The organism is Vibrio clamense (assembly GCF_050337905.1).
Taxonomy (GTDB): Bacteria; Pseudomonadota; Gammaproteobacteria; order Enterobacterales; family Vibrionaceae; genus Vibrio; species Vibrio cortegadensis.
Map to the genome: position 1 here is coordinate 60,524 of NZ_JAKJTJ010000029.1, position 19,269 is coordinate 79,792.

Genomic DNA, 19,269 nt, shown 5'->3' on the forward strand with positions numbered 1-19,269 from the left:
TGCGAATCTCCTCATAATTAACCGTAAAAACAATGAGGTAGACGCGCATCGCTGTCTTTGATCTAATGAATATCGCCAAACACACATTTCGAACAAATGGACTAACGATGCACGATATTCAGATTCTACAGCAAACTATACAAAACCAATGCCCCTCCATTCACAAAACACGCGTTAATTCTCTGATACTTGCCACAAAAAGTGTGCTTGACGGCTCTGACTTAACACTGACTAAACTCGGTCGTCAGCTCGAAACTAACACTACAGTTAAACATGCCATTAAGCGTGTTGATAGGCTACTTGGAAATCGGCAACTCCATCGTGAAAAAGACCTTATGTATAAATGGCATGCCAACCTAATAATCGGAGCCCATCCATACCCCGTCATCCTTGTTGATTGGTCTGATGTTCGTGAACAACTTCGTTATATGACCTAAAGAGCATCCGTCGCTCTTGATGGCCGAGCCATCACAATCTTTGAGCAAGTTTTTGAATATAGCCAATATAACTCACCTAAAAGCCACCAAGCATTCCTCGATAAATTACAGAATGTTTTGCCTCATAATACCTGCCCAATCATCGTCTCTGATGCCGGATTTCGAAATACCTGGTTCCGACAAGTTCAGGAAAAAGGTTGGTTTTGGTTAGGTCGTGTACGAGGCGAAGTGTCAATAAAACAACCAGATAAGCCTTGGGTCTCAAATAAAACTTTTTATCCAAGTGCCGTCCACAAACCAAAATACCTTGGCTATTGTTTCTTAGCAAAAAAATCACCAATACCTTGTGAGGCTTATGTTTACAAAGGATTAGATAAAGGCCGAAAAGCACAGTGCCACAGTAGAACTTGCCAAAAACACTCCGCTACACATCTCTACCAACGCAGCGCGAAAGAGCCCTGGTTACTCGCTACTAACGTCCCTCGGCATGTCTTAAATGAAGTACAAATGACCAATCTGTACGCCAAACGTATGCAAATTGAAGAGGCATTCCGTGATTTGAAAAGTACCGCATATGGGATCGCACTTCGTCACAATAGAACTCGTTGCACTAAGCGGTTAGATATACTGCTTCTTATTGCGTCGCTCGCTGAAATCTTGATGTGGTGGAATGGCCTCATTGCAGTCCATGCAAAATGGCATTTTGATTTTCAAGCCAACAGCATTAAACACCGTCGAGTCCTATCAATACCTCGCCTAGGAAGGGAAGTTCGGAATCATCGGCGATATCAAATTAACGACTCTCAATACCAGTGGGGAATGTTCGAATATCAAAGGCTGACACACAATGCAGGGCTAGGGAAATTATGAGGGGATCCGTCAGCGCCTGGCTAACAAGCGTCATATCACCGAAAGATCGAAAGGTGCTGAGTACAGAAAAGAGCCTGGTCACTGGGAAATTGATACGGTCATTGGCCGGGGCACCAAGCACTGTATTGTCACTTTGGTCGATAGAATAACTAGCTACACTTTTATTGGGCAAATGGACGAAAGAACGAGCGAATCACTCAACGTTAGAATAAGTCAAATAATGACGCGCTCAGATTTACCATTTAAGACAATTACAGCAGATAATAGCACTGAATTTCACGGCTACACCAACTAGAAAAACACGATAACTGTTTGTTTTACTACGTAAATCTATATCATTTATGGGACAGAGGGACCAATAAGAACACTAATGGTTTGATACAACAATACTTACCAAAGCGAACTTCTATGTCACATGTGACACAGAAGCTCTGTAATGAAATTGCACATAAATTAAACATGTGCCCACGCAATAGGCTTGGGTATAGAATGCCAATGGAGTATATTCATGCGCACCTGTAGAAAATGTCGCACTTCAAGCTTGATACTAAGTGGCATAATTTCATTCACATTAAATAAATCCTTTTATTAATTTTTATATGGGTTAGCTAGTACACTATGAATTTGAGGTGTAGACGACATTGAAGCATCCAACAAATCTTTATGCACTTGCAAACCGGGCGTGAATTTTACAGAGTATTGATCTGAATATTCTTTTATGTAACTTAAAGCTTGCTTTTTGATATTATTTATATGAACAGTGCCTTTGTCATAGTTCGACTGAGAATAACTTGTTAAACGACCATATCGATCCAATAGTGATAGAAACACCATTGGGTGTCCAATTGTATTGGAATGCATCAAAAGAGCCGTCAAAATGGGGCTTAAAGCCATCGACTCCGCAAACCATTTATTAAATAAATTGGCGTTAAGCGCTAAACTATTAGTGTTAAGTAATTTATTTCTTTCTTTCTTAGCTTTTTCCTTTACACGATATAAATTTACTCTTTGAATTATGTAATCAATGGCTGTTGTAATTCGGCCTAATACACTTATTACATAATTAATAACACCACCTACAGCAGCGACTGCATCACCAGCTGCTTGCGCTGCAATCTGACCTATTTTAACACCAACATCCTTTATACCAAGAAACCCTTTACAAGCCATGTGAGAAGAGATGTCATAAGCAATAATATCGGGGTATCCATCATTCAATCGAACCCCACGTCCTGATAGTTTAAGTGAGAAATAGCTTGTTAACCCAGTAACCGCTTTTTTTGCTCCTTTATATATATCTGCTGCATTTTGAACATAACCCAAGCCTGGAATAAGAGCGCTCAAATCACCAACGATTGAAGAAACTAGCCACAGAGAAATGTCCACCAAATAATTAGTGACCCATTTAATATCTTTATAAGCTTTTTTAAGTTTGTCTAAAATATTACTACAAAAACGTTGAATCAACTTTTCTAGCTTCGCAATTAAGCTGTCTTTAGTTGAGATTACTTTTTCTTTAATTGACGTTCCGACTGACTTGAAAAATTTGACAGGTCTACTTTGATGAATGGCAGTGCTTACGCTTTCCGCTACTTTAGTGACTTTTAACAGTACTTGAGATTTCTGCAAAATGTCACTAACTTGTTCCTTAATCAACTTTTTTGCAGTCCCACACGCATCAGTAACGGCTGTCGGGTCCATAACAAAGTTCCCAACCAGGTCTAAACCAACAGCAGGCGCCCTTTCAACCTTTAAACTTGATAAATAGTTTATTATTGTGACTCTTCCCTCATAGGCTAGCTTTTCTTGAGCTTTCCAGCCTGTCATATCTGTATGGTTTAATACTTCAGAAAACGAAACGGGCATAGTGCCTCCTACTTATTATCATTATTTGAGTTCATCTCATTCGACAGAGCCGGATGAAACAATCTTTTAATCGAGCTGCGAATATACGACGCTCGTTTTTGTAATTTCTTATCTAGAATCTGACTAATCACTTGATCTACCATTACTAACAAGGCAAACCAATCATCTCTTTCCTCAACACAGCCAATTCCTTTTCGTTGATTTCTTGGTGCGTATTGTTGAGAAAATTGCCACACCTCTAACTCTATTCGAGAAGTTTTCGATGGAAAACTCGCACCAAAATCAATTAATCGAATTGATCCCGTTTCCGGGAAGTACAGAATATTCGCAGGCTTTACATCACCATGAACCCAACCGTTGCTATGGCAATGAGCAATAGCACGAACAACCGCAGGCAAAACAGATACAAAAAGATCGATTTGGGTGATATCCAAACGGTCAAGTGATTTAGCATTGTCGTAATATTTAAAATACAAACGCTGTTCACCTTTATTTGCGCGAACTAACTCTTGTATGTAGAGCCCTTTGCAACACTTAAGCGCTTCGAACTCTCGTTCAAAATCTGATTTGTTGGCATAACACTTCCCTATTTCATGCCAATTAATCTGCTCATCTAATATAAAGTGAGCCCCGATTACTAATGATGACTCAGCTTTCATCTAACCTCCTTAGCGCTACAGCTTTCTTGGTAAAGAAAATTCGCTAAACATAGGCTTATCTAAAGTTTCATTTGAATCTCTCAAGGTGTAATCAATAACAATATTGTTATCATTGAGTTTGTAATCCCATTTGCTAACCAGTCGGGTTGACGTTTTACTTGACCGACCATCAAACAATGCTCTAAACAGTGCCCACTGGCCGGTATAAGATCTGGTCGCTACACGGTTTTCACCTTGATAAAAGTTGGTCGTTAGGTACCCATCGACTGCTGTTGAAGGCCACGATAGTTCAGTCCACACTCTTGGACCATGACGGTAGCTAAAGACACTTTCTGACTCGCGAATTTGATACGCCGTCACCGACGTGCTCATAGAACTTGGACGGAACGCAAATTTGATCGCTAACTCCTGACCAGTTGGGCCAAAAAAGGTTTGGCGTAACTGTCGAGCCCGGCGTAATTGATGACGTGTTTCGGCGCTAATTGGCAGTGTTAATCCATCCACGTCGTTTAGCTTTAATGTTCCATTATCCCAATATACGAAAGGCTTAAGTAACGTATCGACATATTGATCAACTCTGCCTTGAGGCTTAAAAAATTGTACAAAGTCATTAAGATCTACTTCACCTCGTCCTTGCTCGGAAAATGGAAAGCGCCCTTCCACGGCAGCCGCATAAAATTGGTACACTTGCTCATCCCACTGCTTATTAAGGTAACCAACACTTCCAGAAACCACCTGTTTCCATGATTGGTCTGCAATGTTTTTAGCCCACTTCGCCACTTGATTAGGCGCTTTACTTCCTTGACGTTTAAATAGTTCAATTGCATCTTGACTCCCTTCTGCATGAGCAAGTGCGTACGCATGGAATGCCTTACCTGGATTTGAACTACTCAATGCACTGTCAAAATAGAGATTAAGCGCATCAAATTCTTGAATGAGCGAATCAAGAGGAATGGCCCCCCCTTTCTTTCCTGCACCATTAACGTAATTTGCATAGTTAATAAATGCTTCGTTAACCACATAAGAAGGCTGTAGCCGTAATAATTTATCACCGACAGCGCGATTAATTTTATCGGCCTTTTTTAACCCTTTAGATACTTTCTTAAGGCCCAGCTGGGACGCGACTCGTTTATTACTTTTCGTATCTGGTTGCTCTTCAACTGCCAACGTTGTATTGACAACAACAGCTCCAAGTACATCGAGAATCGGACTGGTAGCAGGCTCTCGAGCACTCTGTAATGCGTAGGCAAAATCAACACTCGAACCTAGTGTCTTAATATGGATGTTATTAAGCAGATCTTTCCAATAATAAACATAATCAGCAAAGTACAACCTTTGGATCTGTTTACTTAAATCTGTAATTTCAGTGATAGACGTACCAGATACGTCACCTTGAATAGCTTTAAAATCATTAAGTTGCCTACGAAGCATTTCCGATTTAGCCGTTAAATCAATCTGGCTATAACCTTGCTTGGTGAAAATTTCAGGCACTAAATAACCATGAAACCCATCTAAAAATTCAAACATTGAATCAAATTTTTCACCTAACTGACGACGAATATCCACCTGTTTCCGATATTCAGGTAAACTTTTGATTCGGGCATAAATGAGTCGTTCCGGTGATAAACCATCTAAGTTATTGGTCGCAACTGCGATTAGCTCTTTATTTGCAGTAATACTTCCACTGTAGTTGCTCTTAAATAAGTCTTCGATAAGAACAGACAGTGTATTGATATCATTCGACGAAACATCGCCTTGATCTTTTAGATTATCCAGCAAATAAGTTTGCACCTCTTCAGTATTGAGGTATTGCTTATCAAATAACATTTGATAGAACCGCAAAATTTCAAATATCTTGCTTGGATTACCTAAATTGACATAAACATAAAGCTCACTGCTAATAAGCTCTTCCAGTTTTGGTAATAAAATAAGGTTCAGTTGCTCTTGGTAAGTCGTATATATACGCTCAGCCGTATCCCCTTGCTTAATACTCACTTGTTGATACCAAGCTTTTGGCATAACGCCAGCGTCAGCAACAATACGTAATTCATTTAATATCGCGATCATATCCGACCATGAGTAATTGCTCTCAAGGCGCTGAATATCACTGCCATACAAACGTAACTGAGTCATCGCATCAGCTCGCCATTGCTCATCTTGGTTCCAATTATTTTTCAATACGAAACCAACCATGGAAACGGCAGAAATCACCAACAGTAGTGACGCAGTACGTGCAACTAAATAACCCGCATTACGCCACTCATTCACTCCGACGATATCCTTTTCTGGCAAGATAACGTGACTAAAAATACGAGAAGTAAAATAGCTACGACGGCCAGAAACTTGCTCACGAGTGAGTGACAAATTGAATTCCGCACGCTCAGCAACGGTTTGTGTTAATAGATCAAACTCATTGCCTTTTTGACCAGAAGAGAGTAGATATGAGCCACGTATCCATACCGCTTCACGTACACGGTTTTCTCGTCCAACATCCGTTAGTAACTCTTCGACTCGTTCAAAGAAAATCCGTAATTGATATGGGAGTGCGATCACCGAACCTGACTTTTCACTGCTGATGTTTCTCAACAATTCAAATTGTTGAGCCGCTAAGGATTTTAAGAGATCGCTTCTCAGCTCATCAAATTTAAACTTATCGAAGCGCTGTGATGAGTCGCAAGGAAAAGTAACACCGAATGGGTTTTCAACATCACACCCAGAAAAGCTTTCGAAAAATTCAACAAAATCAGCGATGGTATCGGCTTTAGAAAACAAGAAGAATACCGGCAACGTCAGACCAAGAGCGCTACTCATTGATAGTGCTGCTTCTTGATAGTTTGAACTTATTTTCTGACGCTCTTTACGGTCACCTTGCAATAAACGGTCACAACCAATGACAGCAGCAATACCATTCAGTCCCTGTCTCGGGCGGTATTTTAATAATTGCTGAGTAACAATATTCCATAATGTTTCGTCTATACCTTCGCTATCAAAAATACGGTGACCGATTTCAATGACTACCGCTTGATCACTGCTCCAAAACTTTAAATATTGCTCAGTATCGCTATCTTGAAGATGCTTATCTAATACAGTCTCTAAACCATTTTGCAGTAACAGCGCACTTTTGGCTTCTTTCTCACCACCTAAAACTAGGTACCAAGGTAAGCTGTAGAGGCTATCGAGTTTATTAGTTCCATGGCCTCGGATCTTTTTTGCCGCTAATTTAAAGAGCTGCTGAATCACTTTAGTGTCTTGTTTAAGCAAAATAGATTGTTCATGCGCATCTTGATTATTACGCTGTTTTTTACGCCATAGATAGCACATCACGGCAATAGTAGACAAAGCGATCACACCGCTTACGCTAATAATGACTTGCATCCACAGCCATGTTTCTATTGGAAGCAAAATCCATGATGACGCGATCCCAGCTAAAAGAGTGATCACCAGTAATGTAATGAGGGTTTTCTTAATCATATTATTTCTGCGCTCTTCTAATCGTCGCGTTCAAACCAAAACGCACATTGAGTTCATTCTTTAACTTACGGATCACTGTTAAATTGTCGCCTGCACGCAAAAATAGTTCTATCCCATGTTCGGTTTCACGAGTGAATGATTCATAACCCGCTTTCTGTAATTCCGTAGACATACGTACGGCATCGGAAGAGCGAGTAAAGACAGCCAAGATCAATTCCCACTGAACAGCAGCAACTTGCACTTTTGGCTCGTCTTCATGAACAGGAGTTAACTCAATCTCGCCAATATCGGCATCGGTGCTGATATAGATAAGATCATGGTTTTCACTTTTTAAGCTGACACCAGACATATCAATAGCACTAAATTGATGCAGGATCGGTTGACTTCGATTTGAATACCAGTACTCCGACGCGCCATAGCTTAAACCAAGACACAGTGCAGCCAGACCCAACATTTTGCTGAAGCTGAGCATTCGCCAAGGCTGTTTACCTACGATCAATTCTGGCGTTTTAGGCACCAGTAACACATTCTCAGCACGATAGTTCCGAATAATTCCGTACACATTTGATTTTATTTCATGCAGTTGGTTTTCATCTTCATGTCGATATCGGCCTTTAAACCCCAACATCAAAAGAACATATTGCAGTTCCAGAAAATCGACTAACTTAGCCGGTTGCTGATTCGCTTTTTCTAGCAAAACGAAGAAAGCCTCTCCGCCATTTCTCTGCGAAAACACTTTGCTTAATAGTGAGTGATTTTCCCAGCGAGCTTGTTCTCCCCAAGAGGTATATAGAATCGCTTCATCGAAAGCTGCGCATAACACAAAACAGCTTTTTTCAATCACACTCGGATGGTAATCAAGATAAAGCCCTCGCTGACGAAAAACGACGATGGCATCAAGCAGACGTTGCCTAAAACGCTCGATATCTCTTGGGTTGGTTTGACGAGGTAAAGTCACCAACATGCCTAATAGTTCTGTCGCGGCATTAAGCAGTGGGCTGTCATATACCGCAAAGGTCTCAATCAAGCGCTCAGTACCAGATAGGTCAGCGGGTAACGATTGCTCATCATTCGATTGATGAGCGGTTTCTGCCGCTTTACGGTGTATTACTATCGTTGGTTCTTCGTTAAATAATCCAGTCATCGAATACCTACCTAATCACATGGAACTCGACATGAATATCGTCAATTCTTTCGTCGATATGCAAGGCAATGGGTTCGTCTTTCTTCACAAGTGACTGCCAAAGCTCAGATTTAGTATCAAGCTCGAAATAAGCGGCATCATTCTTCGATTTCAGCTCTGCAGGAGCGTAAGGTAAATTACGTAAAGGAACACCGGAAAGTGCATTTCGTACCAAGCCAGCAATATCACTATTACCCGCAAGTTTCGTTGCTTGAGGAAACTCTTCACTTAATCGAGAAGCACCAATAGTAGAGGTCGCAACAAGGATAAACCGCCCTTCGTTGTACAGGCTTCTATCTTGAACAATCGTGCGCAGTAAGCGGCGACTGGTAAAGAGTTGTATGTCCCACTTGAGCGTAGTGACATTATCAATTTGAACCTCACGAAGTAGCACGAATAACTCAGAAAAAACTGCTGAGAAAACACCATACAGATCATTTTGATCCCAAGACATGAACGTTTTGGGCATCTTTCCTTCTAGTCCTTGAAGTTGCCCGGCCATTGAAGTGCACTCAAGATACAAATATTTAGTCAATAAGGTTGGATCTTCATTCCACTGTTGTAACTTTGGCATCCAAGCACCTAACGCTTGCAGCCATAGATAATCTCGCATTAGAGCTTGATAGCTCTTACTGCTGTGCTCTTTTTGTAATCTGGTTGAAATTGTGCGTGCGCGATATTGCACTTGAGAAAAAACATCGGCTACACAATCTTTTAGATAGTTAGATTGGCCAAAATGCAAACACTGAGGCACAAAGGCTTGATTCAACACCACCTCACCCTCTGATTTATGTTCGCTAATATCAGCCACTGCAATCAAGGTGTAATCTTGAAGCTCTTGACCTTCTAGTTTGAGTTCAATATTGAGTTCAGCTAACTCTAACAGTACGGGTTCGCTATGTTCACGACTGCTATCAAACACACGATGCTCAAGTGGTGCATTCCTTAACCTCTGTCCTTCACCTACATCGACAACCCCTGGCATCGAAAGCGGAAGAGCCAGGTATACTTTCTTATGAGCGGTGTTTTTCGGGACATCTAGAACCAGTCCTCTTTTAATTTCAAATGGCGTGCCATCAGGAAAGATTCCTTTTGCTTTACGTACAGAAACTTTTCCAATATTCAAGATTGAACGATCCAGCACTAATTGAGTCAGGCCGAAACATTGTGAGGTCATTTGACCAGCGAATTCACGGGTGAAATTTTCGATGTATCGCTCTTGCTGCTGAAAATGTTGAGGTGAAAGAAACATACCTTCACTCCAGACAACTTTATTCTTATCCATAATTATTCCTCTTCACCTGATATAGACAGGTTGATACCATCTAGGTCGATATTAATTGCTGCTGAGCCTAAAAAAATCGGTTGATAAATGGCTTTGTTTTTCGCTTCTCGATAATCGGCAAAACCCGCAATAACACCGATATATTTCGTTTCAGAAGCGAAAGGCAATACTTCACTCCGCTCCTCACCAGGTAAAACACTAGCCAGTTCTCGTGTTAGCAACACCTCCGCTTTAAGCACACCCTGAGCATCGTTATATAGTTGAATAAACTCTGCTTGTTCAAAGGCTTGGCTGTCACTTAATTGGTAAATTCTCACTTCAACTGGCGACGGTTTTCCTTCCACGTTAGGGTTAATATTGGATGCCGCCTTTATTTTCAACACCAACTGAGGCGCAATATCTTTTTGCCCCCAGAAGCTACAGCCCGATAACAACATAATCATCACAACAGTAATCAGTCGGCTCATGAGTTCTCTCCTTCCATGCTTCTTTGCAAGCGCATGGCGTCTTGGAAATAGGCTTGAAATTTAATCTGCCAATCATGGTTATCCATTTGACGACTAAAATAACGCTTATACATATCCCAATATTTCGGTTTGCTCTGCCAAAAACGGGGAGCCATCAGGTCATCAAACATCGACTCAAGCGCTTGCGGCGAGATATCCATCAATAAACGGTTCAAAGCCATTTCTAGTGCTTTGTCCATTTGTTGTTGCATACGTGCTTCACTTGAACGAAATTGAGCCATCGAACGATCTTGCGTCGTAGAGATCGTCGCTGGTGTCGGTTCATTATCAGCACTTACAGGAAAGGTTGATGAGAAGTCAGACTCCGCTAATGGGTCATCATCGATCGCACTGAAATTCATGTTAAATTCGTGATGCTGTGTCGCCTTCACTTTCGTTGTTACTTGAAAAGGGTCCTCTTCAACCACATCACTATTTCGCGCGGTTCCCTTAGAAAATGATCCATACTTCGTTGAATCGTCTTGGCTAACCGCCGCATACAACCCTTCCATTTCTCTTGGATCGGCCAGGCCAAACTCGGCATCATTACCATGACTAAATGGATCGTCACTAAAAGCACCATGACCATCAGAAGAGGCTTCACTAAATTCTTGTGCACGCGCTTGTTCCGGAATAAAACAAGACACTAACAATCGGTAACGCCCGACATCGAGGACATCCCCATCATTCAGCACAGATTGATTGCCTTTACCTAAAGCCCGGCTTGAGCCATTAATAAATAAGCCGTTCGTGCTGTAATCAGCCACTTGATAGCCACGGTGCGTTTTATTAATCACAGCATGCTTACTTGATACTTCTCGTCTGGCATCACTCAGTTGCATGGTCACTCCATAAGCGCGACCAATAACTCCGCCCTCTTCAGGAAATGCTTTATTCCACTCAGCAATGCTTTCACCATCTGGAGAGCTGATAATTCGTATAGATATTGGCATGTTAGTTCCCCTTACACTGCTGTGTTGCACGGTTGAATTCATCAACAAATTGCGGATAGGTTTTTACAAATGACTTAGAAAAATAGGCGCCTAAAGGTTGTGATTTCACACGTGTTTTTGAAATCGCCCGATAACTAATGCCCATCTGTTTTATGGTCTCTTCTATCACTGCATCATTTCCTAGAATGGCGCCAACATCGCCTTTTAGCATGAGCTCTATCATGGCTTTGGCGCTGCGCGGTTTCATCGATGCTCGGTAACCGTTTTGCTGTAACCAAAACCATTTATTGGAACCAAATAAAGCAACAACCTCAATTTGGCTTTTGAACATAGCGCTGTTCACATCTGTCGCATCAGACAGTGAAAACCAGCTCCAATTCTGCTGTTCAAGCTGATCGGTATAAACGGCATAGTCATCTCGCTTAACATTATGAGAAGCAAGAAAAAAACCGTGCTGCGATCCGACTTCCGTCAGCAATTGTGCTCTATCCCAGGTGGTCATTGTGATCTGGTATGGCTGCTTCATCACACGCATCACACACTTAATTTTGTCTATCCCAGGGCCTTTCATCACACCATTTTCTTGGTATTGATAAGGAAACCACTCTTGTGTCGCGAGCAATAAACGCTCCGGTTTTCCATAAGCGAATGCCATTTGAGAGTAAGTAAAAACAATTGAAAATGATGACACCATTGCAAGCTTACCAAGACGTTGAGCAAGGCTAAGAAGCGATGAATCTTGAAGCCTTACGTTCAAGTTGATCATTGTATTTCTCCTTGCATTGTCATACCGGCAGCACGAATAGTATTTCCATTTGGCGCATAAAGATCGCTCGCCATTTCAATCAGTACAAAAGGAATTTTCGCTTGAATGGCTTCAGCCTGCTGAAAGTTAATGGAGATATCAGGCGGAGATAGCACACCCACAGGAAGAGCCTGAGGTTTAATACCATCTCGTAAAATACTGATGCCATAGAGAGCCGCTTGGTGCGCATTATTTTCAAAACTTACACCAACAGACATCAGCGCACTCTGCTCAGTATTATTGACCGCATCCGGTACAACCGTCAGCAGAGGTATCTTTTGAGCCCATTCGTTAATCTCATCCACTCGGGATAAAAGACTTGAACTGCCGGTTAACCACAAAATGGATTGCTCAGCACCTGCAGCTTGCATTGTGGCGATTTGAGACTCCATAACAGTCTGTAACGAAGAGGTCGCTTGGCTTTCATCAACTTCAAAGGTGACCACATCAATTCCACGCTTTTGCGCTTCTTTCTTTAACGGTAAGTATTGAGTCAAGTAAGCACTGGTGTTTTTCTTAGCGTACAACACACCAATTTGATTCAGCTCAGGCTTAAATTTAAGCAGAAAATTAAGCGTAATATCCGCAGGTAGATTTAATGATGTAAATGCAAAATTATTGTGGCTGGTTTTATAGCCATCAGTAAGACCAAGTAACACAGGGTCTTTTGCATTAACAGAGACCACCGGCAATCGCTTACCCGCATATAAACGGTGTAGCCTGACTGTTGCTTTAGAACCCACGGTATAGATCAAATCCGCTTTACTTTCTGCCAATACCGTCCACTGGAAAATCTCCTCATCACTATCAGGAAGAAGGAACACCCGAAAAGTCGCATTACCTAACTCTCGTCTAAAAACATTGAGCATGGTTGCTAGCGCCGTGTCATACGATTTAGCTTTTCGAGACACTAACACCCACACTTTTGGGTATTTGTTACGAGGAATAAAGTCAACATACTGACCATTAGAGACCGTCTCCCACGAATGCTTGCTCGACTGCTCTAAATCAGCCCCTAACCAATCAGGGACAGCGGCTAGGGCTTGAGAGGATGGCAGCAATAACAACCAACTGAACAACGGTAATAACAGACGAAGTATCATGCGCCGTCTCCTTGCTTACTTGGACGGTCAAATAACCAAAGCGAGAGACTCGCAACAAAGAAGAAGCCGCTCAATACCCAAAATGTTGCACTATTACCCACCAGCATTAGAAGCTGTCCAACGACAATGGCACCGAAAACATGGCCTAATCTTTCTAAAAATCGATAGGTCGTTGCCACCATGTTGGCATCATTGTCGCTGGTTGTGTTCACCACATGAGTCACCACTGGAGCATTCACAAACCCGTGAGCTAACCCCATCACCAGCATCGACCCAGTAGCGATAAGCACAGCAAAAGCACTATCTTGAACTAAAAACACACCACCAAGCATCACTAGTGAGATAGACGCAATCAGATTTCCAAGACATAGAGCCCACTTTGTTGAGCCGATACGATCAATCATCGGCGCGACTTTCCCACTCACAAATAAGACAGCAAAAGCGTAAGCCATTAAGACCTGACCAATGCTCTCTTTCGACATCCCTTTTTCACCAAGAAGAATCGGAACCGCGAAAAAAACAACACCAGTCAGCATCATTTTGGTTGGGATACCCACTAAGACCATTGTTCGTATAAATGAAGGGACACGAAGTAACGCGGCACAACCAGAAAACATCGTTTGTAGAGAGTTTCGTAAACTCCCTCCAGCATGTTGCTTATCTGGAGCCATTGAAGGTAACACCATGCTAAATACAAACATCAAACCACCGACTAAAGCCGACAATAAGAAAATCCCGGTGATACCAAGCGTATCAGCTAGCAACGCGCCAATACCGGCACCTGATATAAATCCAGCATTGAAGCAGAAAACAATGATGCCCGCGGCTTGGGTTTTATTCGTCTTATCACTAAATCGTAAGATATACGCTTGTATTGCCACAAATATGGTTGCTTGACCAACACCAGACATAAAGCGAGCCAACAAAATAAGCGCTAAGTACTCTTCATACATTAGCACTAAGCAGCCCAAACTCGACAACACAATACCGGTCGCCAATACGCGGCGAATATCGTATTGCTCAACCAACCTGGATACTGGTAATAACGAGCATGCGAAGCCGACAAAGTACAGAGTGAAAAAATACGATGTCCAACTGGCATCTAAACCATTCGTAACCGCCACTTCAGCCAAATACTGTGGTAAAACTGGCGCCATCAGCGACTCCATCAATACCGTAACCAGTAGCAAAGGTTTCACTTGAGCGAGAACGACTTCGGCTTGAATATCCTTATCAGAACGACTCAATAATCGAATAAAGGCAAAACAGATAAATGCACACCCAGCGAACAGAATGGCGAAGTTTTTCAGTACATTGATCAATTGGGACAGCAAAATATTAGGGTGGAATGCGATCGTGACCTGATTTCCCATTTCATCAGAGATGGGAAATTGAGCCACACTTTCTGCACCCATCATTTCGTCTTCGGTCGCGCTTCGAGCAATCGTTCTTGATTGATGTTCAACCGTGATACTGGATACTTCATCATTCGATTGGCGGAAACTGGCAAGCATCTCATCCATACCGCTGACTCGATCTGGATCGATTCCCAAGCTCAGCACTGGAGAGAGGCGATGCGTGACAATGTTTGCCATCGAATTAGCTTTATTTTCTAAACCTGATTTGTACAAAGCCCCAACCATCAAAATCACACTAAACGACATCGCCACAAAGACGATGCCAAACGCAGTAAAATAGATTTTAGCTTGCTGACTTTGCAGTACCATGAACACAAACAGCCCAACCAGAATCACGATGAGCCACACCATTGGGGCAAAGCTTTCGTTGATTGCTTTGGTCACTTCAACATCACTAAGCAGCACTTCAAGTGCACCAACTTGGGTAAATTTATTGCGTAATGGAATCGATATACGACTGCCATCAAATTCAGCGGTGGTATATCGATACAGTTCCTGCTGCCCCGATATAACGCGTATATCAACAACCGATCTATCCGCATCGACTATCGGAGACAATACTTTCTCTAGCCCTGCGATATCTTGCAAAGGTACGCCGGAACTTAAAATCTGCTCCAATCCAATTCGCGCCGCTTCCGTTTGTGCGAATACCGCATCGCGGCTCTGCTGCTGGTAGCTCTTTAATGCTTGTGCATAGCCCACAACAAAAACAAGCGATAAAGAAACGATAACCAGCAGTGCGCCCAGTATTAAACGGCTATGTTGCCTTACGGTCTGAAAACCCACGTTTAAACGCCAGCCATTTCATCGAACTGAAGGTTAAAGCAGTGATTCAACGCCATCGGTCGCTTCGCTTTTAAAAACGATAAACGATTAAACACAAGTGACTGAATAAGATCTGAGTAGTTCATCCCTTCTCGCTCTAAGTCATGACAAACTAAGCTGACATTGTTACCTTCTGGTCGCTTAAGGTCGGGTTTAGGATTCGTTTCTAGAACATACAAATTACCCCGCTCATCCATGCGTAGATCTACTCGAACTAACGTCTGAAGCCCTAGTTGGCGATAAATCTTCTGTCCGATTTCGGCTAACTGAGTACGTAATCCCATCTCATTGACGGCAACTAAACGATCTTGAGTGATTGGCTTAACATCCATCGAAGTAAAAATTGGCTCATCTGATCCTAAAATGCGTTCCGTTATCGAGAAAGCGAGAGGGGCTGTCGATTGAGTTAACGCGCCATTTTTAAAGATGTACTCTCCAGCTACCGCAACGACAAACTCTCGTCCAGGTAAAAAAGGTTCAATCATCACGATATTGTTGGTTGCTTTTCGTACTTTACTGACTACTGATTTAAGCTCTGCTCGCTCAAATACAGGATAAACATGAATTGATGCTCGCCCTGATACCGGTTTAACGACAAACCCTTTAGGGAAACGGCACGCAATTTCATCAAGTGCTTTTTGATTACTCTCACTGTCAAAATCTTCATCGATCCCCACGGTAATAAACGGGGCAGTAGGCAAACCTGCCGCTTTTATCTCGTGCTTGAAAAGATGTTTATTATCTAAGATCCCTGCGGTCATTGGCGCATGCCCGACGTAAGGCACGCCCAGCATTTCAAGAGTTGAAGGTAAGTGACACATTGAATCAAAACCTTGTAAACCACCGCTGTTCGTAATGACTAGATCTATTTTTTTCTTTTCTAGCTGCTGAGCTAGGTGAATGTCTTCTGCTAAAACGTCAACAGACTCAAAACCAGATTCGCGTAATGCATTCGCAATATCATGAGCGACAGGTGCATAAGTCTTCGTTGAGCGCGGGCTTAAATTCTCAAAAATATAATTCTGAGTTTCAGACTTATCACCACCATGAATCACGGCAATTTTTAGGTTATTACGGATCCACTCTAACTGAGCGAGTGAAAATACTTCGTTTTGCATTTTATTTACCTACAACAAGCGTCACTCAATGACTAAATGGAAAAAGCATATTAAGAGTCGAGTAACAAAAAAATCGTATATTTATAATCGTTATAAATGGAGAGCTACTATGAGCTCCTCCACTTCACAACACTCACTTTTGAGTGTTGTTTACTGAATATCTATATGGAACTGCTGGTTTTGAACACTGATATAAACCGCGCTAACCGGCTCACTTTGGCTCATTTTGACAATGCATTGATTGGCCAGTTCTGGCATCAATTGTCGATTAATTAACTGCTCAATAGCACGAGCTCCCGTTTCCGGTGATTGATTCATAGATACTAATAAATCAATAACTTGCGGCTCATACTTGAAGGTTGCGTTGTAGTGCGCCCTCACTCGTTTTTCGATACGGCGCAGAGATAAGCTCGCAATTTTTGCCATCTCTTCATCGTTCAGTGGGAAATATGGAACAATAGTTGCTCGACCTAAAAACGCAGGTTTAAAGAAACGCTGTAATTCAGGAAAAATAGTTTGTGTCAGCTCTGGAACGTTTGGTCTTTCGTTCACACAAGCATTCACAACAGCACTGTCGGCAGCGTTGGATGTCATGATGATGATCGTGTTACGAAAATCGACATTTCGCCCTTCGCTATCGGAGATCGAACCTTTATCGAAGATTTGATAAAAAATATCGTGGACACCGGGATGGGCCTTTTCCATTTCATCAAGCAGCAAAACGGAATATGGGTTTTTACGAACCGCTTCCGTTAACACACCACCTTTTCCATAGCCCACATAACCAGCAGGTGAACCCAGTAGCATTGATACTTTGTGTTCTTCTTTAAATTCAGTCATGTTGATGGTGGTGATATTTCGCTCACCACCATAAAGTAGGTCGGTTAACGCCAATGCCGTCTCTGTTTTACCGACACCGCTCGGACCACACATAAGAAATACGCCAACTGGCTTACGAGGGTCGGTTAATCCTGCGCGAGACATACGAATAGCTTGAGAAACTTCTGCAATAGGCGTGACTTGCCCGATCACACGTTCACCAATTTGCTCTTCAAGGTGCATGAGACAATCCACCTCTTCAGCAAGCATGTTGCCCACTGGCACGCCAGTCCAAAGTGCAATCACTTCTGCAATCGTCTGTTGCGATACTTGGGGTAACACAAGAGGCTGTTCACCTTGGATCTCTCTTAACTCCAACATGTTGTCAGCCAGCAGTGCTTTACTTGGGTGTAAAGCGATATCGTTGCCTTCTACATACTGTGCATCAAGCTCATTTTGTAGCTCGATGATTCGCTCAACTCGCTGCTTTTCTTGCTCCCAACGACTCGCTAATGCTTCTCGACGTTGCTCTAACTCAATTAATCGTGTTTGTGCGACTTCAATTTGACCATCATCAATCGACCATAATGCAGCCTCATGAAGTAAGGTCTCAATCTCATTTCTAGTGTATTGGATCTGCTCTTCAATGGCCTCTAACTGGCTTGGTGTCGCACTTTGGCTTAAACCAATTCGTGAGCACGCCGTATCGAGTAAGCTGATCGCTTTATCTGGTAGCTTTCTTTCTGGTAAGTAACGAACTGAGAGTGAGACAGCCGCATCAATCGCTTCTTGCATCACTTTCACATTATGATGTTTTTCTAAGCTCTTTTTGACGCCACGGAGCATATGTACGGCGTCATTTTCGTTAGGTTCACCAACTGCAACCACTTGGAAACGACGAGTTAATGCAGCATCAGATTCAAAATATTGCTTATATTCAGCCCACGTTGTCGCCGCGAGAGAGCGAAACTCACCGCGCGCTAACGCTGGCTTTAAAATATTCGCCGCATCATTTTGACCTGCAGCGCCACCAGCACCAATCAGCGTATGAGCCTCATCAATAAACATGATGATCGGAGTCGTCGACTGCTTAATTTCGTTGATTACATCTTTGAGTCGATTTTCAAACTCACCTTTGATACTTGCACCCGCTTGCAAAAGCGACAAATCAAGGCTTCTTAACTCTACATTTTGCAACGCCGGAGGCACGTTACCATCGACAATTTGTTGTGCTAAACCTTCCACAATAGCGGTTTTACCCACCCCAGGATCCCCAACTAAGATCGGGCTATTTTGACGACGACGACACAAGATATCGATAGACTTTCGGATTTCATCACCACGGCCAGAAATCGGGTCTAAAAGTCCATTTCGCGCCGCTTCAGTTAAGTTTTGTGAGTATTTATCCAGCGCTGGCGTTCCTGCTGAATCTAATGATGGCTCAGCCATTTGGCTCGATGTCGAATTTATGTTGCTCGGCGTTGAACTCACGTTTGCTTGTGAACGTAACCACTCTGAAGACAATAGTGTTAGCCATTGGCTTAATGGGCCGTTGTAAGCGCCTTGTTCAATACGCTGCTTAAGAACCAGTAATAAATGGTACTCATTCACCATCAATTGAGCATGATTTAAAGACGCAACCATCCATGCATCTTTAATCAATTCAACTAGTTGTGGTGATAGCGCAGGCGAGGCATCATTACCGCCTCCTAAAGTCGACAGTTTATCCTGTAGCTGCTCGATTAAACGCTCTTTCGCTATCGCGGCCTTCTCTACAGCGGCAGACCAACCTTGAGACGGCTGTTGTAATAGTTGAACGAACCAATGCTCTAGCTCAATCGCATAGTGCCCTTGGTTTACACAATCTCCCGCGGCCGACTCTAACGATGATTTCACGCTTGGTGCCAGTCGCTTGACCAGGCTTTGTAATTCAATATTTATCATTATCTGT

At 42.5% G+C, this 19,269-nt stretch carries 12 protein-coding genes and 2 pseudogenes; 2 read left to right on the forward strand and 12 right to left on the reverse strand.

All coding sequences use genetic code 11. The annotated features are described in order from the left end of the window. Positions 1 to 107: 107 nt before the first annotated feature. Positions 108 to 1,307, forward strand: a pseudogene (locus L4C39_RS16540) (IS4 family transposase). A gap of 7 nt (positions 1,308 to 1,314) precedes the next feature. Continuing rightward, a pseudogene (locus L4C39_RS16545) lies at positions 1,315 to 1,829 on the forward strand (IS30 family transposase); the annotation flags it as partial. Between the two features lie 66 nt (positions 1,830 to 1,895). Here the strand turns inward: L4C39_RS16545 and L4C39_RS16550 are convergent. The 12 genes from L4C39_RS16550 to tssH form a co-directional block, all read right to left on the reverse strand. Next, complete coding sequence (locus L4C39_RS16550) at positions 1,896 to 3,173, reverse strand: hypothetical protein (protein ID WP_429746995.1); 1,278 nt, start codon at positions 3,171 to 3,173, stop codon at positions 1,896 to 1,898. An 8-nt stretch (positions 3,174 to 3,181) separates the two neighbouring features. Beyond that, positions 3,182 to 3,832: a protein kinase domain-containing protein gene (locus L4C39_RS16555; RefSeq protein WP_171757449.1), complete on the reverse strand. Its 651-nt coding sequence runs from the start codon at positions 3,830 to 3,832 to the stop codon at positions 3,182 to 3,184. Between the two features lie 15 nt (positions 3,833 to 3,847). Further along, a complete protein-coding gene (tssM, locus tag L4C39_RS16560; protein ID WP_429746997.1) occupies positions 3,848 to 7,303 on the reverse strand; it encodes a type VI secretion system membrane subunit TssM in 3,456 nt (1,151 codons plus the stop codon). A 1-nt stretch (position 7,304) separates the two neighbouring features. After that, a complete protein-coding gene (gene icmH / locus L4C39_RS16565) occupies positions 7,305 to 8,447 on the reverse strand; it encodes a type IVB secretion system protein IcmH/DotU (RefSeq protein WP_429746999.1) in 1,143 nt (380 codons plus the stop codon). 7 nt (positions 8,448 to 8,454) lie between these two features. Continuing rightward, positions 8,455 to 9,771 (reverse strand): type VI secretion system baseplate subunit TssK, encoded by a 1,317-nt coding sequence (gene tssK / locus L4C39_RS16570; RefSeq protein ID WP_429747003.1) that lies wholly within the window; start codon positions 9,769 to 9,771, stop codon positions 8,455 to 8,457. Positions 9,772 to 9,773: 2 nt separating this feature from the next. After that, positions 9,774 to 10,238 carry a type VI secretion system lipoprotein TssJ gene (gene tssJ / locus L4C39_RS16575; protein ID WP_429747005.1) on the reverse strand — a complete coding sequence of 155 codons (465 nt, stop codon included), beginning with the start codon at positions 10,236 to 10,238 and terminating at the stop codon, positions 9,774 to 9,776. Next, a complete protein-coding gene (locus L4C39_RS16580) occupies positions 10,235 to 11,230 on the reverse strand; it encodes a type VI secretion system-associated FHA domain protein (RefSeq protein ID WP_429747007.1) in 996 nt (331 codons plus the stop codon). Before L4C39_RS16580 ends, tssJ begins: the two co-directional genes overlap by 4 nt. 1 nt (position 11,231) lies before the next feature. Continuing rightward, a complete protein-coding gene (locus L4C39_RS16585) occupies positions 11,232 to 11,924 on the reverse strand; it encodes a transporter substrate-binding domain-containing protein (RefSeq protein WP_029203343.1) in 693 nt (230 codons plus the stop codon). 68 nt (positions 11,925 to 11,992) lie between these two features. Continuing rightward, positions 11,993 to 13,138, reverse strand: a complete 1,146-nt coding sequence (locus L4C39_RS16590; protein ID WP_429747009.1) for an ABC transporter substrate binding protein — start codon at positions 13,136 to 13,138, stop codon at positions 11,993 to 11,995. Next, complete coding sequence (locus tag L4C39_RS16595) at positions 13,135 to 15,342, reverse strand: MFS transporter (protein ID WP_017052347.1); 2,208 nt, start codon at positions 15,340 to 15,342, stop codon at positions 13,135 to 13,137. The genes L4C39_RS16590 and L4C39_RS16595 overlap by 4 nt, the downstream gene beginning before the upstream one ends. 2 nt (positions 15,343 to 15,344) lie before the next feature. Next, a complete protein-coding gene (locus tag L4C39_RS16600; RefSeq protein ID WP_017052346.1) occupies positions 15,345 to 16,499 on the reverse strand; it encodes a D-alanine--D-alanine ligase family protein in 1,155 nt (384 codons plus the stop codon). A 150-nt stretch (positions 16,500 to 16,649) separates the two neighbouring features. Continuing rightward, positions 16,650 to 19,262, reverse strand: a complete 2,613-nt coding sequence (tssH, locus tag L4C39_RS16605) for a type VI secretion system ATPase TssH (protein WP_429747011.1) — start codon at positions 19,260 to 19,262, stop codon at positions 16,650 to 16,652. Positions 19,263 to 19,269: the final 7 nt, after the last annotated feature.

Coding starts and splice junctions, on each gene's coding strand:
- L4C39_RS16550 (WP_429746995.1), bottom strand. CDS start 3,173: ATGCCCGTTTCGTTTTCTGAAGTATTAAACCATACAGATATGACAGGC.
- L4C39_RS16555 (WP_171757449.1), bottom strand. CDS start 3,832: ATGAAAGCTGAGTCATCATTAGTAATCGGGGCTCACTTTATATTAGAT.
- tssM (WP_429746997.1), bottom strand. CDS start 7,303: ATGATTAAGAAAACCCTCATTACATTACTGGTGATCACTCTTTTAGCT.
- icmH (WP_429746999.1), bottom strand. CDS start 8,447: ATGACTGGATTATTTAACGAAGAACCAACGATAGTAATACACCGTAAA.
- tssK (WP_429747003.1), bottom strand. CDS start 9,771: ATGGATAAGAATAAAGTTGTCTGGAGTGAAGGTATGTTTCTTTCACCT.
- tssJ (WP_429747005.1), bottom strand. CDS start 10,238: ATGAGCCGACTGATTACTGTTGTGATGATTATGTTGTTATCGGGCTGT.
- L4C39_RS16580 (WP_429747007.1), bottom strand. CDS start 11,230: ATGCCAATATCTATACGAATTATCAGCTCTCCAGATGGTGAAAGCATT.
- L4C39_RS16585 (WP_029203343.1), bottom strand. CDS start 11,924: ATGGTGTCATCATTTTCAATTGTTTTTACTTACTCTCAAATGGCATTC.
- L4C39_RS16590 (WP_429747009.1), bottom strand. CDS start 13,138: ATGATACTTCGTCTGTTATTACCGTTGTTCAGTTGGTTGTTATTGCTG.
- L4C39_RS16600 (WP_017052346.1), bottom strand. CDS start 16,499: ATGCAAAACGAAGTATTTTCACTCGCTCAGTTAGAGTGGATCCGTAAT.
- tssH (WP_429747011.1), bottom strand. CDS start 19,262: ATGATAAATATTGAATTACAAAGCCTGGTCAAGCGACTGGCACCAAGC.